At 45.6% G+C, this 14943-nt stretch carries 12 protein-coding genes; 1 reads left to right on the forward strand and 11 read right to left on the reverse strand.

All coding sequences use genetic code 11. The features are described 5' to 3' along the window. Nucleotides 1-1197 precede the first annotated feature (1197 nt). The 10 genes from BC351_RS20370 to BC351_RS43515 form a co-directional block, all read right to left on the reverse strand. The gene (locus BC351_RS20370) at nucleotides 1198-2157 is read right to left on the reverse strand and encodes a PfkB family carbohydrate kinase (RefSeq protein WP_079414561.1); all 960 of its coding nucleotides are present in this window, start codon (nucleotides 2155-2157) and stop codon (nucleotides 1198-1200) included. Beyond that, nucleotides 2150-2761 (reverse strand): TetR family transcriptional regulator, encoded by a 612-nt coding sequence (locus BC351_RS20375; RefSeq protein WP_079414562.1) that lies wholly within the window; start codon nucleotides 2759-2761, stop codon nucleotides 2150-2152. The genes BC351_RS20370 and BC351_RS20375 overlap by 8 nt, the downstream gene beginning before the upstream one ends. Nucleotides 2762-2785: 24 nt before the next feature. Continuing rightward, a complete protein-coding gene (locus BC351_RS20380; RefSeq protein ID WP_079414563.1) occupies nucleotides 2786-3949 on the reverse strand; it encodes a YhgE/Pip domain-containing protein in 1164 nt (387 codons plus the stop codon). A gap of 141 nt (nucleotides 3950-4090) precedes the next feature. Beyond that, nucleotides 4091-4813: a YheC/YheD family protein gene (locus BC351_RS20385; RefSeq protein ID WP_079414564.1), complete on the reverse strand. Its 723-nt coding sequence runs from the start codon at nucleotides 4811-4813 to the stop codon at nucleotides 4091-4093. Nucleotides 4814-5534: 721 nt separating this feature from the next. Next, complete coding sequence (locus BC351_RS20390; protein ID WP_079414565.1) at nucleotides 5535-7220, reverse strand: response regulator transcription factor; 1686 nt, start codon at nucleotides 7218-7220, stop codon at nucleotides 5535-5537. 37 nt (nucleotides 7221-7257) lie between these two features. Further along, nucleotides 7258-8106 (reverse strand): carbohydrate ABC transporter permease, encoded by an 849-nt coding sequence (locus BC351_RS20395; protein WP_244209107.1) that lies wholly within the window; start codon nucleotides 8104-8106, stop codon nucleotides 7258-7260. Between the two features lie 3 nt (nucleotides 8107-8109). Further along, nucleotides 8110-8988, reverse strand: coding sequence for a carbohydrate ABC transporter permease (locus BC351_RS20400; protein ID WP_079414566.1), 879 nt, complete (start codon nucleotides 8986-8988; stop codon nucleotides 8110-8112). Nucleotides 8989-9062: 74 nt separating this feature from the next. Further along, nucleotides 9063-10382, reverse strand: a complete 1320-nt coding sequence (locus BC351_RS20405; protein WP_079414567.1) for an ABC transporter substrate-binding protein — start codon at nucleotides 10380-10382, stop codon at nucleotides 9063-9065. 100 nt (nucleotides 10383-10482) lie between these two features. Then, on the reverse strand, nucleotides 10483-12285 hold the full coding sequence (locus BC351_RS20410; RefSeq protein ID WP_158082164.1) for a sensor histidine kinase: 1803 nt from the start codon (nucleotides 12283-12285) through the stop codon (nucleotides 10483-10485). A 136-nt stretch (nucleotides 12286-12421) separates the two neighbouring features. Next, the gene (locus BC351_RS43515; protein WP_079414569.1) at nucleotides 12422-12742 is read right to left on the reverse strand and encodes a hypothetical protein; all 321 of its coding nucleotides are present in this window, start codon (nucleotides 12740-12742) and stop codon (nucleotides 12422-12424) included. Between the two features lie 712 nt (nucleotides 12743-13454). On the opposite strand from BC351_RS43515, the gene BC351_RS20420 reads away from it, so the two are divergent. Then, entirely contained in the window at nucleotides 13455-14777 is a 1323-nt protein-coding gene (locus tag BC351_RS20420; RefSeq protein ID WP_079412048.1) for an IS4 family transposase, read from the forward strand. Here the strand turns inward: BC351_RS20420 and BC351_RS42935 are convergent. Continuing rightward, a partial coding sequence (locus tag BC351_RS42935) for a hypothetical protein (protein WP_208629714.1) occupies nucleotides 14745-14943 on the reverse strand: 199 nt, incomplete at its 5' end. The genes BC351_RS20420 and BC351_RS42935 overlap by 33 nt on opposite strands.

A 14943-nucleotide genomic window follows, 5' to 3' on the forward strand; every position in this document is an offset into this window, starting at 1 on the left:
TCGCCCATTAACGAATGGACAGATTGCATTTTATCAGCAGCAAAGCTTTGCACAACTGAACAGGGTATCCCAACCGGTTATTCCTTGACTTGGCGACGCTAGCTTAGTTCAGACAACGATAGATAAGGAATGCTTCCTTCACGAGCAGTGATTTTGGGGGCAAAAATTCAATCCTCGGGTGGCCACTATCCCCTTAGCTCAGATAACCTTAAGTAATTTCGCTTCTCCAACATAGCTTCATATAACCAACCTCCGCATCAAACCACCAGCAGATACTACCGTTCATATTGACTATTTTTGTTCCAGCCTCAGCAATTCTGGTGCTAGCTACTTTTTAACCCAACCTCCTCTACCAGGTACCCTTAAGTAATTTCGCTTCTCCAACATAGCTTCATACAACTAACCTCCGCATCAAACCACCAGCAGATACTTCCGTTCACATTGACTATTTTTGTTCCAGCCTCAGCAATTCGGATGCTAGCTGCTTTTTAACTCAACCTTCTCTAGCCACTATCCCCTTAGCTCAGGTACCCTTAAGTAATTTCGCTTCTCCAACATAGCTTCATATAACCAACCTCCGCATCAAACCACCAGCAGATACTACCGTTCATATTGACTATTTTTGTTCCAGCCTCAGCAATTCAGGTGCTAGCTGCTTTTTAACCCAACCTTCTCTAGCCACTATCCCCTTAGCTCAGGTACCCTAAAGTAATTTCGCTTCTCCAACATAGCTTCATATAGCTACGCGCCGACTCCAACTATTTGTAGATAGCACAGAATTAATGGTCAAAGTAATTAGCACGCAAGTACCTTAAAATTAATTTGTTATCCGCTTCTTTATGCATGTCATAGTCTATCTGCTGCAACGAACTCATGGCGGAACCTATATCACTAGTCAGACCTCTCGCACCTAATAATCATCAAACTATTCGCTAACATGAAAGCCTGCAAAAGTGCAGGTTTTTTCGACCAAATACCAATAAAACAAAAAATACCTGCAATTGTGCAGGTATTTCCAGCCCTTTTCAGCCTCTAATCAAAAAAAGCCTCAAAAACATGCATAATCGCAGGTATTTAGTGATGAAGGCTATTTCTGAAGCAAAAAGGATGTATAATTGCAGGTTTTTCATTTTTCTTCAAAAATACAACAGAATAAATGCCTGACAGAAGCAGGCCCTCCCCTATAGGCCAAACTAATTATTGCACTTCAGCAAGCGTAGGGAGCGCAGGAATCGCTCCCCGGCGGGTTGTCGTAATAGCGCCTACGCGGTTGGCGAAGGCGAATACGCGCTCCGCCGCGCCCGGCTCCGCCAGCGCGGCGACGATGCTCGTTGGCGTCACGCCCAGCGACGCCAACTGAAAGAGCATGCCGCCGACGAAGCTGTCGCCGGCGCCGGTCGTATCCACGGCTGCCACAGGCGTGCCGGGGATAACAACATCCTGCCGTGCGGTCACGACACGGCAGCCCTCAGCACCTAAAGTGATGATCACCACTTTAGGTCCCTGCTGCAGCAGCTGCTGCGCACCTGTGGTCGCGTCCACGCCGAGGAGGAATTCAATCTCCTCCTCGCTGACCTTGACCACATCCGCAAGCGGAAGCTGCGCAAGGATCTCAGCCCGCGCTGCGTCAGCGCTCGGCCACAGCGCAAGGCGCACATTGGGGTCATACGACACCAATGCGCCAAGCGCTTTCGCTCGGCGAGCCGCGTCGAGCGTAGCGGTACGGCAAGGCTCGGCGATCAGCGATACCGAGCCGAAGTGATAGACCGCGGCATCTTCCAGCCACTGCGTCTGGACTTCGTCTGCGCGCAGCAGCATGTCCGCCGCCGGGTCGCGGAAAAACAAGAAATCGCGCTCACCGTCCGCGCGCAGCGAAACAAACGCCAGACCGGTCTTCGCCTCGTCGGTCTGCACAACAGCGGTGTGCACGCCGACTTCGTTAAGCGTGCGCACGAGGAAATCGCCGAACGGATCGCGGCCGATTTTGCCGATAAACCTGGCGTCGCCGCCGAGCTTGGCGACCGCCGCAGCCACATTAGCCGGCGCTCCACCCGCCGCCCGCTGGAACCCGGTCACATCCGCCAATGCTTGTCCATTCACTTCCGGTACAAAATCAATCAATAATTCCCCTAAGCAGACGATATAACGTTTATCCATTCTCACTTCCAACTCCTTTGCTTTGATAACCCAATCCGCTGAGCACATAGGCTGAAGTTTGTCGAATGAGCGTATCCATATCAGGCCGCTCATCCGTAAACATCAGTTCAAAAAACTCCCGCTGTTTGTAGAAAAAGATCGATCCCAACACAAACATCAGCGTGCTATCGAGAGATTCAAATTTGAAAATCCCATCATTTCGACCCTTATCCAGAAAATCTCTAAGTTTTTTCCAAATGGGATACACAATTTCCCTCATATGATCTACCCGCGAGGTAATCGTAATAATCTCCATCTGCATCATCGTAATCAATTGAGGGTCCTGATTTCGGATTAAAATAACTTCTGAAATGATCGTCTTAAGACCGATCAAAGGATCTTCAATATCAAATAAAGCATTCAATTTGTCATTGGGGAAAAATTGTTTGAAAATCTCATGGAAAACGCTCTCTTTTCCCCCGAAATAATAGGAAACCAGAGCCACATTGGCCCCGGCCTCCTCACATATTTGACGGACACTGGTTGCGTCATAACCATTCTTGGCGAACAGCTTTTTCGCTGCCAGTAGAATTTTCATTTTCATATCTAACTCTTGACCAACCACTGCGGCAGCGCCCTCCTTATTAGGTTACGCAGTTTTTTGAAGCTGTTGCCCGACAGGCGCGGCTTTCGTCTTTTTCACAAAGACAATAGCCATATCCAACACAAGTGCAATTCCTGCGATGAGGAAAAGGAAACCAACTTCTTTGGTTGCACTTGGACCGCCAAACAAAATGTTCATGACGCCATTAACGGCATAAGTAGCAGGAAAAGCATTGCTGATTGTATGATAGAAATTAGATAGAAGTTCACGCGGAACAATCGCCCCTGAAGATACTAATTGCAAGGATAACATCGCGATGTTAAATAGCATACCTGCGTTCCCAAACAAAGTCAAAAACATTTGTGCAACGAATGCAAAGGTTAATAGGAACAGAGATTCGAACCCCCATAGCGCCATAAAACCCTTCTCTACATGTCCGCCTAATGAAACAACCATAATGGCACTAATAAGACCGACAACAACCGCTGCGGCGATAGTCACCAATATACGCGCGCCCAGAAGGCCGCCTTTGGAAACCCTTGATCCAAGTATTTTAGTCGATACACTGAAGTTCATCCCCATGATCATCATCCCTACAAGGGAAGCAAGAACAAGCATCATCGGAAGCATTTGATTTGGCATATCCTTTACTTTATTCGTGCTTTGAATATCGGAAGTCACTTTGGTTGCCAGCCCTTGACCGATTTGTCCCGCTTGATCAGCCGGCAGCTTCGGGTTCATCTGGGTAAGAACGGCACTTGCTCCGGCAGCGACAGCTTCTTTATTAACCGTAGATGTAATATTCCCCGCGACAGCTTGCATGATGGACTTCGTCATCGACGGATTCGACTCATTAATCGTATAGACAATTGGCGCCGTTTGTCCCGCTGTTTGAAGTTGTTTCGTGAAATCACCTGCGATTTTCATCACCATTTGTACTTCACGATCGTCCAACATTTTTTGCGCTTGTTCATTGGAAGCGATAACTTCCGTATGGAAAGGCAGATTCGCTTGAAGGTTCTGAACGATTTTACTGCCCATCGCCTGATCCTCGTTCACGATAGCAATCTTTAAATTGCCTGTGTTATCTGAAACGCCAGCGTAACCGGTCATCCAGATGATACTGAATAACAGCTGGAATGTAATAGCCGTGACGATACCTACCTTGGTTGTTCCTTGTTTGAAAAACTCGCTTAATGCCTGTTTCATCCTAACCACTCCTCTAAATTAAACGATCGTTTTAAACGTTTGTTTAAATTATAGGATGGCATTGCCTTCCTGTCAATACGTTACTTTCCATTCTAACGACACAAAAGTTCAAAAAGCAGCGAACCCGAAACTGGTCCGCTGCTAATGTTTCTGATACCATAGTATTCTGCGATACGTCGAGGAATCTTTCAAGGACCGGAAAGGGAGCAAATCCGGCCAATAGTTGCCTTCGATAATCCAAATTCTTCGGTTCTTATCGATGCCTATATCAAACCCGACTTGCCTAAGCGTAGGGTAACGCTCCCCAATCCGTTCGGCAGCCAATAGAGCGATCTGTTGGATTTTGACGATCAAGCTACGTTCCCCGATGCGGGCCAGTTTCAGCGCCTCAGGAACTGGAATGATGTGACTAGGGACATTCGTGATAAGATATCCCCGCGCCGCTACTTTCGCGTAAGAGCCTGTCACTTTCCAAGTGGATGAAGTGCCTTTTCTTCGCTGCACCATGATCCGAATGTCGAACGGCTTGTGTTGAATTTGAGCAAGCTGTAGGTGTCGTTGGACAATATATCCACGTCCTCTGGTCTTTTTACCGATCCATTTGAGCAGTTGCTCGGTGTCTTTCATGGTGACCTTTTTACTCTCGTTTTGAATACGATAGGAGTTCTCTCTGTTACGAGTAATGAACAGGATGTCCCGTCCGAATCTCCCATCGCGCGGCTTTAGAACAAGGCTTTGATGTTGAAGCAGCAGCTTTGCTAACCCGTTCGGGTTCAGTAGCCGAGTTTCAGGCAAACAAGCGGCGAGCGAGGACGTATCGTTCAGGATACGATACTGCATCCATTTGTCTCGTTTGATCGACATTGGAGTCACATGCCCTCATTTCTCATCCAGATGCAGTCACCACATCTAACTCCCATGCGATAACCTCCTAATAAATTATCCAGCTCCATATCATTATAATATTTCCGCGTGTTTCCTTGACGATGGGCCGGATAAAATTACGATATACGTACGAAACGCAACAAGTTCGGCGTTCTCTCCTCTATTACAAAGCCATTTCTCAACAGACAAATTCTGGCGTTAGAGACCCTTAACCCTACTTGAATTAACGGCGTGCATGGTTCTGCGCTACCTATAATTTGAAAATTGGTTATCTCTGCTGCAACATTATTGAAGAAAAGAATAACAATATCGGATCTTATTCCCATGGATATCTCACCTCTCTTTCATTTTTATAATTACATACTATTACACGCCTGAGGGTGTTGATAGAGTCAAACCACGGAGGCGACTCGTCCATTTTTATGACGGAAGCAAGGCTAGGCCGAACCAATGGGATATAAAACAGTACTCACTAAGTGAGTGTACCAAGTCCCAAAGTTGTATTGTCCCGATTTGTTCCTCGAATTTCAAAAATGCTATGTAAATTGTCGAGCCGCTTGCTATTGGGCGATGAGGGGTGGATCCATAATATAGGAACTTTTGTATCGCACACCTGCGACATGAAAATTCCTACTTAAAAAAAGAAAAGCCCCATTCTAAGGGCTTTTTAATGAGAATTTATGTAGGAATATTTGTGTCGCTAGACTTTTCCGCCGTCTCGGTATGCCTTCGGACTCAGTCCGGTGACTTTTTTGAACATTCGGCTAAAATGCTCGGGATTTACATACCCAATTTTCTCGGAAATATCGGAGATTCTCAAACCTGTTTTCATCAAACGCTTAGACTCCTCGATCCGCAGGTTTGTCATGTATTGGATGAAGCTGCTCCCCGTTTCCTTCACAAATTGTTTGCTCAAATACCCTTCGCTCACACCTACCATTTTACTGATTAAAGTTAGATGCAGATCTTCCTGAAAATGGCTGTCAATGAACGTCTTCGCTTTCATAACAGGGGTTACGGAGTGCGCATACGATTGCAAATGACGTTGGTGCAGCAGTTCAAATATACACTGGCAAATTTCACTTAGCCCTGTTATGGCGGCGGATAAAGTTGGCGAGCTTTTAATCCATTCAAAAGGATCACTGAAAGCAATATGCTCACCGTCAAAATAATGCAAATCCTCCCACCGGATTCCCTTTTGATATAAAGGAGCACCGAGCTCCCATAAAAAGTCGGATAAAATAACCTTCGTATCCTGTGGATCCTGGCCTTTGGTCTCCCAAAGACATCTAACAAGTTCGTTATATTTCTCCCTCCATCGCAAGGGATCTTCATGTTCCAACAACCGGATAACTTCGGAACTGATCGATTTAGCTGACTTTCTAATCTCTGGGATGAAGTTAGATTTACCGTCTTTTTTATAAGCTTCTGTAGACAGCAGCTCTGGAAATAATAATTGATCCGAGCCCTCATAGTAGCTGATCGCTTCAAGTACATAAGCCTGCTGGTACAGACGATGCCAACTGTGGACGCCGCTTGCTACGTCGCTGATGCCGACAGCAATTCGAACATTGAAAAATTGTTCCAAGCGAATTTTGATCAACGAAAATGCAGCCTGCAGCTGTTCGCGAATCGCCATTGTGCTGCGATATTGCGGCAGGGAGCACAAAAGAATATAGTTCTGTGCATCTTGGCACAGAACCTCATGAAGAATAAACATGGAATTGAATACGGTTTCCATCGTTTGTATGATAAAGTTTTCTGTTTTCGTCCCGTTTTTGTGGCCTCCCCTTCCTGGGGAGTTCAGCTCGCTTGAGAGGGACAGCACAGCTGCAATCTGGTTGGTCTCTCCAAGCCAGCTTCGCAATTGTTCAGCCAAGCGAGCATACTCAGCTTCTTCTTTATTCGCATCCATCGTTAGAAACTGGCGAAGCGCTTGCTCTTTATTCTCGCGCTTATCGCTCACTTTCTCGCTGGCCTCAGCGCCTTGAATTCCGCGCTTTTTCAATTCGCACAAGGCTTTCATGACTATCGGCTGGATGTGCTCATCGTCCATGTCCGTCTTGATGATGAAATCAAAAGCACCAAGCACAAAGGCTTCACGCACGTATTCATATTCATTAAAGGCACTCAATATGATCGTGATAGGCATTGTACCAGCAGTCTGCGTCTGGAACGTGCGCAGCAGCTCAATGCCGCTCATTTTGGGCATTTTAATATCCATGAAGAGCAGATCAATATCATCGCGCTGCTGAAGAATGCTCAGTGCCTCAAGTCCGTCCCCCGCCTCGCAGACGATCTGGATATTCAACTCCTGCCAGGGAATCATCTGGTGCAGAGCCAGTCTAACGAGGGGCTCATCGTCAACAATCATCATTTTGTACATAAACTGCCTCCCTCATTACACTGAAGATATACCGAAGCTATCCTTTAATTGCCCCGTCCATAATGCCTCTGAAAATAAGCCGTTGAAACACAATATAAAACAGAGCGCTTGGCAGAAATACCATCATGATCGCTGCGCATAAGGCGCCTAAGTCAGAGGTGTGTTCACCTACGAAGGTAGTTAAAGATGTAGCCAATGTCGCCAATTTCCGATCCGGCATATACAGCTGCTGGACGAAGATATCGTTCATGATCGTCACGCTTTTCAGAATCGCCAGCGTCGCGGTTGCAGGGAGCAGCAGCGGGAAAATAATCGACCTGAAAATGCGAGGGTACGAAGCACCGTCCAGCATCGCGCTTTCATCCAGCTGAACCGAGATTTTCTCTAAAAACTGCATATAAATATATATTTGCATAATATCCGTGCCTAGGTAAATCAATAATGGAGCTGCTAATGTATTATAAGCTCCGACCGCGTGTACGAGCTGGAATCGTGCAATTTCTGTCGTATACGTAGGAATCATCATCGAGACTACGAAGAGGAGCAGGATCGTTTTCTTCAATCTGAACTGAAACCGATTTAGAACAAACGCCGTCATCGTTCCCAGAAGAGCGTTGCCAATCATGCTGATCACTACTAATCCTACCGAATTCTTAAGACCAGTAAGAATGTTCCCTTCTTGGAAGGCTCGGATGTAATTTTTGAAATTAAGAAACGTTTGCGGTAAAGCAAACGAGGAAGATGAGGCGAACTCGTTGCTTGTTTTGAACGAACCCAAGAGCACCAATAGTATCGGCACAAAAACGATCACAGCCATCAAAGTAAATACCAAGTAATACACGACATTACTGACATAAGGACGCAGAGCCGAGGATATTCGAGACACCTGCTATTCCCCCTTTTCTCTGATTAACCAGTTCTGCACCGTCGATAGAACGACAATGATGAGCAGCAGCATAACGGCTAATGCGGACGCTAATCCATAATTATTGTGCTTGAATGCGGTCATGATGGCGAATAAGCCAAACGTGCTGCTGGCTGTTCCCGGACCGCCGCCTGTGATGACAAGTGGGATATCATATTGAAGCAGGGCTCCAATCACATTCAGGAATAGACATATTTCAATAACACGGCGTACCCCAGGTAATGTCACATACCACTGCTGCTGCCAGAAGTTCGCGCCATCAATCTTGGCAGCTTCATACAGTTCACTAGAAATCGATTGCAATCCAGCGAGCATCAGCACTACATGAACACCGGAGAACCGCCACAAGGAGACAACAACAAGCGAATAATTCACAATCGAACGATTGCCCATCCAAGAGGTGATCCACGACTCCAGTCCAACTGCTTTCAACAGTTCATTCAACGGTCCGTTCATCGGGCTATAAATATAACTGAACATAAAAGCTACGGCAATCCCGTTGACAATATAGGGCATCAATATGGTAAAGCGGTAAAAAGAGCTTCCTTTCAGCGTTCGATTCAGCAATACAGCCGCAATAAGCTCAAGAGGCATAACGCACAAATGGATAATAAAATATAGTCCGTTGTTCATCAGCGCTTTCCAGGCATCCGGGAAATCAAAAATGATCTTTTTGAAATTACTCAACCCGACATAGCTCATCGTGGGACTGTACCCATCCCAGTTCGTCATGCTGTAGCGAAACAACTGAAAGGTGGGATAGATCAGAAGCAGTAGCAGCAAAGATACAGGAATCAATAAAAAAGTGAAAATAACGATGTTCTGCTGCCTTTTGTATGTCATGGTTCGTCTCACTCCTAACTTGCCGGGAAAAAGTACGATAACACACCGCACCTTTTCCCTCTATGTCTTTATAGTTATTTGCTTGAATCAATCGCTTTTTTCCATTTATCATTCAGTTCTTTCTCGACACTGTCCAAAGACTTGCCTGAGAAAATATCTTGCGCCACCAGATTCGGATCATACTGCGCAAACCCTTTTACCTTCGCATATGTTGCGTCTGTTCCCATATAAGTGAATGGTTTGAAAGGGTTCTCCTGATTCGATTTGACGAAAAATGGCAGTTCGGACGTTACGCCGTTCACCGTAGAGGTCTGCTGTACCTTGTTGATATACGTTTGGTAGACATCCTTGCTGAACATCCAGTTGACGAAAGCTTTGGCTGCATCTGTGTTTTTCGATTGCTTGCTGATGCCTATGTTCATATCAGACATGGTCATCGACATTAATGGATCGTTCGCCGAATTTCTCCATGGCAGCGGGAAGGCCGCAAGATCATCATCATTTCCTACTTTTTTCTTATAGTCCGGGTAGTACCATTGCCCAAGCGCGATGATTGCCGCTTTTTTAGCTTCGAAGGCTTGTGTGGACTGGTCAAAAGAAATCGATAAAGCGTCGGGCCCTGCCCATTTTTTCGTAGAAATGCGTTGAAGAAACTTAGCCGCTTGATCAAAGGAGGTTCCCTCCGCGAATGGCGCATCTTTTTTGGCGATATTGGCCAAATAATTCTCATCGCCAGAAAGCATGTGCGGACCATACTCCATATATGGATAAGACGTCCAGCCGTCTTTCAAACCGATGGAGAGCGGAATGTATTTGCCGCTTGCCTTGATTTTATCCAAAAGCGCTTCGAATTCCGGCAGCGTCTTCGGCACCTCTAACGAAAGCTCCTTGAAAATACTTGGGTGATAATACACGTATTCCGAGAATGAAACGAGCGGATCACCTAAAACTTGGCCATCGATTTTGGCCGGAAACGTATTGTTTTTCGTAGCATCCAAGTCGTCAAGCGGCAATAGCGCCTGCTTATACACCTGCATTTGCGCAGGCTTCACGAAGAAGACATCCGGCAAGTCATTGGCAGCCAATCGCACTTTCAAATATTGACCATTGTTATCCGGTACTTTCTCAATCTCAACCGTCACATTGGGTACTTGCTTCGTATATTCCTTCACTTTCTCCGTCCAGAATTCAATATCCGTCTGAGCTTCCCATATCGCCAATTTCAGCTTCACCGGCTTTGCGGGCGTGGATGTCGCGGCCGTGGAAGCCGCTGCTGATGCACCTGGTTGAATCGTGGCGGATGTTGTTTCTGCTGTCTTTCCACATCCCGTTAATGCCGTGACCGACATCATCGAAAGAACCAATAACGAGCTTGCCCATTTCTTTCTGTTCATCTCAAAACCCCTCCGTAAAAGTGTCCGTTTTTGTGGGTTGGCCAACAACCTGCTCTCATTATACGTACAATGAAAACGCAAACAAATGATGATTTACGTACTAAACATGATCTTTTATGTTTTCCTCATCTTGGCGAATTAACGGAATCAACAGCGTCACTTTAGTCCCCGTCGGCAGATTGGGCTCAATCGTAACCCCATACTCCTGTCCATAGTGCAGATTAATGCGGTGATGGACATTCGCAATTCCCATGCCTGTGAACGTATGCTCTTGACCTGTTTTGCTCGCATTGAATTGCAGGATTTGCTCCTCCGACACACCGGAACCGTTATCTGCGATCACAATAGATACATTTCTCTCCGATGCACGTCCGATGATGTGAATTCTGCTGTTCGTTTCAGTTCCGCTTAGACCATGAATGATGCAATTCTCCAGAATCGGCTGCAGCAGCAGCTTTAACATATAGGCAGTCGAAACCTGCTCCTCAATCTCCCAAATGACCTCAAACTTCTTGCCATAACGAATTTCCATGATATAAAAATAGCTTTTAAGATTCTCGATTTCCTCGCTTACCTGCGTCAGATTGCCGCCACGATTGAAAGAAGACGTTAACAGACGCATCAAAGCCACCGTCATATTACGGATATTGTCTACTTTATTAATTAATGCCATTAACTTAATGGCATTCAGTGTATTCATCAGAAAATGCGGATTAATCTGGGACTGCAAGGCCGTGAATTCCGCTTTGCGCTTCTCCCGCTCTTCCTTTTCCCGCTCAATAATAAGCAGTTGAATTTGATCCAGCATATAGTTGAACGTATGTCCCAGAATTACCGTCTCCGCGCTGCCCGAGGCTTCGATCTTGGCATTCAGGTTTCCTTCCATCACACGGGACATCTTCCTCACGAGCTGAAGCAGCGGTTTGGTTAAGCTGCGCACCAGATAGAACGAAATAATCAGAAATAGAATTGTCCCCAGAAAGGTGGCGATCATCACAAATTTATAAATGTTGTTATAATTTTTCGTCAATTCTTTATAAGGAACAATTTGGCATATTTTCCAATCCACCATTTCGGCTGAAGTGAACGTGATCAGCATTTTCTGCCCATCAATCGTCGTGATGAATTGCCCTTCTTTGGAAGCACTAATGTTGGACAGGGCTGCCATCTTCGCCGCATCTTCCGATGATAAGCCGAAGCTGGTAGCCACGATTTCCGTTTGATCGGATAAAATCATGAAGGAAGACGGACTGTACGGATATTGGCGCAAAATATTTTCGAGCCTGTCCCGGCTGAAAGTGAAATAGATCATTTCCACGTCTTGCAGTCCTTGCATGAAGCTGGGTGAAAATGCGGTCGAGATCACATATTTGTCAGTCGTATCGTAGAGCACATTTTTTTGCAAACCTTGAATTTGCACTTCATCTTGTTTTTCAAGCGTTTTGTGATACCAAATCGAATGGCGCATAGACTGCTCATCAGGTATCAAATTACGATTATACGAGTACATGCCGCTATCTTTAAAAAAGAAATGAATCGACAATAAATAGCTGGGAATGGAAGAGCTATAGCGTGCGAGGGTTTTGTTGAGGCTGGTTATATAAGTTTGACGATCCGCAGCAGTCGCCTGTTTCAGCATGCTCGCGCTGCGAAGCACTTCAGGATCCACCCCAATAGCCGCAGAGATGTAAACGGCCCTGCCAATCTCCTGCTCAGCTGAATAGGTAAGCGCGCGCAGCGTTTGAAGCGTCTGATCCGTCGTCTGTTGAAGCAAATCCTGCTTATAGATTTGAAGGATGAGCACACTTAATGAAGCAACAGGCATCACAACCATAACAAAAAGCAGTACATACAGCACAGTCGATATTTTCCATGGACTTCTCAATCTATTCCAAAGCTTCATTCGCCCCATCCTCACTTGTCCGATAACACGGTAGGTATACGACTACTCTAGCAAATATGTAGAAATAGTAAACAAAAAAGTAACCCACCCCGGTCATACAACCCGAAGCGGATTACTTTAGCGAATAGTTAACGAACTAACATTTAATAAAGCCGCGTGTGATAATGACGAGTAGAATGAAGAGAACAAGAATGCTGCCTACCGAGTTGTTGTGGTGGTGGTGGTGGGAACAAACTTTAGCTACAGCTACAGGCTGCACAACAGGTTTTGGGAAAACAAACTGTGTTTGTTGGTAGGACGCATGCAGATGGATATCATTGTGGTGGTACGGTTTGTGCATAATAGGCGCAGGCGCTGGAGCCACCTGTATTGGCATTGGCGCTGGAGCCGGCATCGGCATCGGCATTGGCATTGGCATTGGTTGCATTGGATATGTTGGGGATTTCACATATTCCATGAAAGAGCACCTCCTGGGGGTTTTCGGAAGATTTTTTTGGACCGAGCATCTGTTTTCATTTGCTTTGCTTTCAGTCATTTATTGTTTTTGTTGGGTGAATAGCTTACAACATCAGTCTATGGGGGAGCACCTACCTTGAACACGGTAAACACCCAGTTCATCCAAAAATGGTTAGATGCCATGGGCGAACGAGCTTACACTCTTCAGTCAGTCGGGAAAACAGGTTGAAGGCGGAGACTTCCAACGTGGATTCGCTTCTGCGTGCAAACATCCTTACGAAAAGGAACTGTGATCCTCTATTTGACTCAGAATCGGATATTTGAAGCTGAAAGGGAAGTAGGATCCCTTATTCCACCTCTCTTGGGTAAAATTCCACCAAGATAGACAAATTAGCGTACCGTAGTTCCGTCTGATTAGCCAAAAGGTTGTTTGGATGAAGAATAAGGGAACATAGTTCCCTCCCTTAAAATAGTTCCCTCCTTCTGTTCAATGTCAGTCGGATTCGGTTTGACCACCCCACCCAACACACAAAAAAAGACCGCCCCCTCACAGGGCAATGTCATTAAGTTAAGGCGCAGGGTTAAAATCAAAAAAAGAGCAGGTTATCTGAAAAGATAGCCCGCTCTTTTTTTGCATGAAAAAGAAAAAAAGAACTTGACAAGCAGTTGAAAGTGTGTGGCGAAGCCCCTTGAAAAACGAGGAGGTTACGCCAATGAATGAGTACGCGAATTCGCTAAAAGAAACGCTGACATCTCTCATACGAGAAATGTCAGCGCTACCCGCACCATATGTCAAAAACCCCGAAAGAGATTTTACCCGAAAGAAAAAGCTGCCCTTTGAAACGGTTATGCAACTCCTGATCTCGATGGGCGGTAACAGCATCTATAAGGAACTCTTGGAGTCGCAGGGCTATGATGTAAACACCGCAACCACTTCTGCTTTTGTTCAGCAGAGGAATAAAATCCTGCCGTCTGCTGTGGAATTCCTGTTTCACGAATTTACTCAATCGCATACGGATATCAAAGACTACCACGGGTATCGATTACTTGCGATTGACGGTTCGGATTTACATATCGCAACGGACCCTGCCAACACGGACACCTATTTTCAAAGTCAACCGAACACGAAAGGCTACAACCTTTTGCATTTGAACGCAGCCTATGACCTCTGCAACAGACTTTACGTGGATGCCATTGTTCAGCCGCGAAGATTGAGTAGCGAGGGAAGAGCACTTGCAGCTATGGTTGATCGTTCCCCCATCAAAGGTAAAATCATTGTTATTTCCGATCGAGGCTATGAAAGTTACAACAATTTCGCGCATATTGAGCGCAAAGGATGGAACTACGTCATACGGGTAAAGGATTTGGATTCCAATGGTATTCTTTCGGGCTTGCGTTTGCCCTCTAGCGGTTCGTTTGATATTGAAGTTCATCTGACACTCACAAAAAAACAAACCAAAGAGGTCAAGGCTCATCCCGAGATTTACAAGTTCATCCCTTCCAAGTCAACATTTGATTTTTTGGATTTGCATGAAAACTTGTATTACCCGATTTCCTTTCGGGTTGTTCGTTTCGTCCTGCCAAGTGGCGCCTATGAAACTGTCATCACGAATCTTTCTGCCGCAGATTTCCCACCCGATGAACTGGAGTCCATTTATAACATGCGATGGGGCATTGAAACCTCTTTCAGAGCGTTGAAATACACCGTCGGATTGACGAGTTTTCACGCAAAGAAACAAGAGTCCATCATCCAAGAGATTTTCGCAAGAATGATCATGTACAATTTCGCTGAAATGATGACCTCACACGTCGTCATTTCCCAAATGGATAAACGGCACCACTACCAAGTCAACTTCACGGTTGCCGTTCACGTTTGTAGATATTTCCTGCGTTCAAAAGATGATGAACCCCCGCCCGATGTTGAAGCGTTGATTCACAAAAACATTTTGCCGATTCGACCCATCCGCCCAGGACAGCAGAATACGCGCAAAATCCGCTATAAATCAGCTGTTAGCTTCGTCTACAGAGTAGCATAAATCGTTTAACAAGACCATTTTTTTAGCGGATATTCCATCCGTTTGTTTGCTGTGCGCTTTTTTCCTTGTTTGCATAAAAAACAAACGGCACAGGGATTTTTCCCATGCCGTTTTCGGATTCATCTTTATTCCGTATTTTGTCTTTGAACTTATCTTAATGACATTG

The organism is Paenibacillus ferrarius, from assembly GCF_002027705.1.
In the GTDB taxonomy this organism is placed as follows: Bacteria; Bacillota; Bacilli; order Paenibacillales; family NBRC-103111; genus Paenibacillus_E; species Paenibacillus_E ferrarius.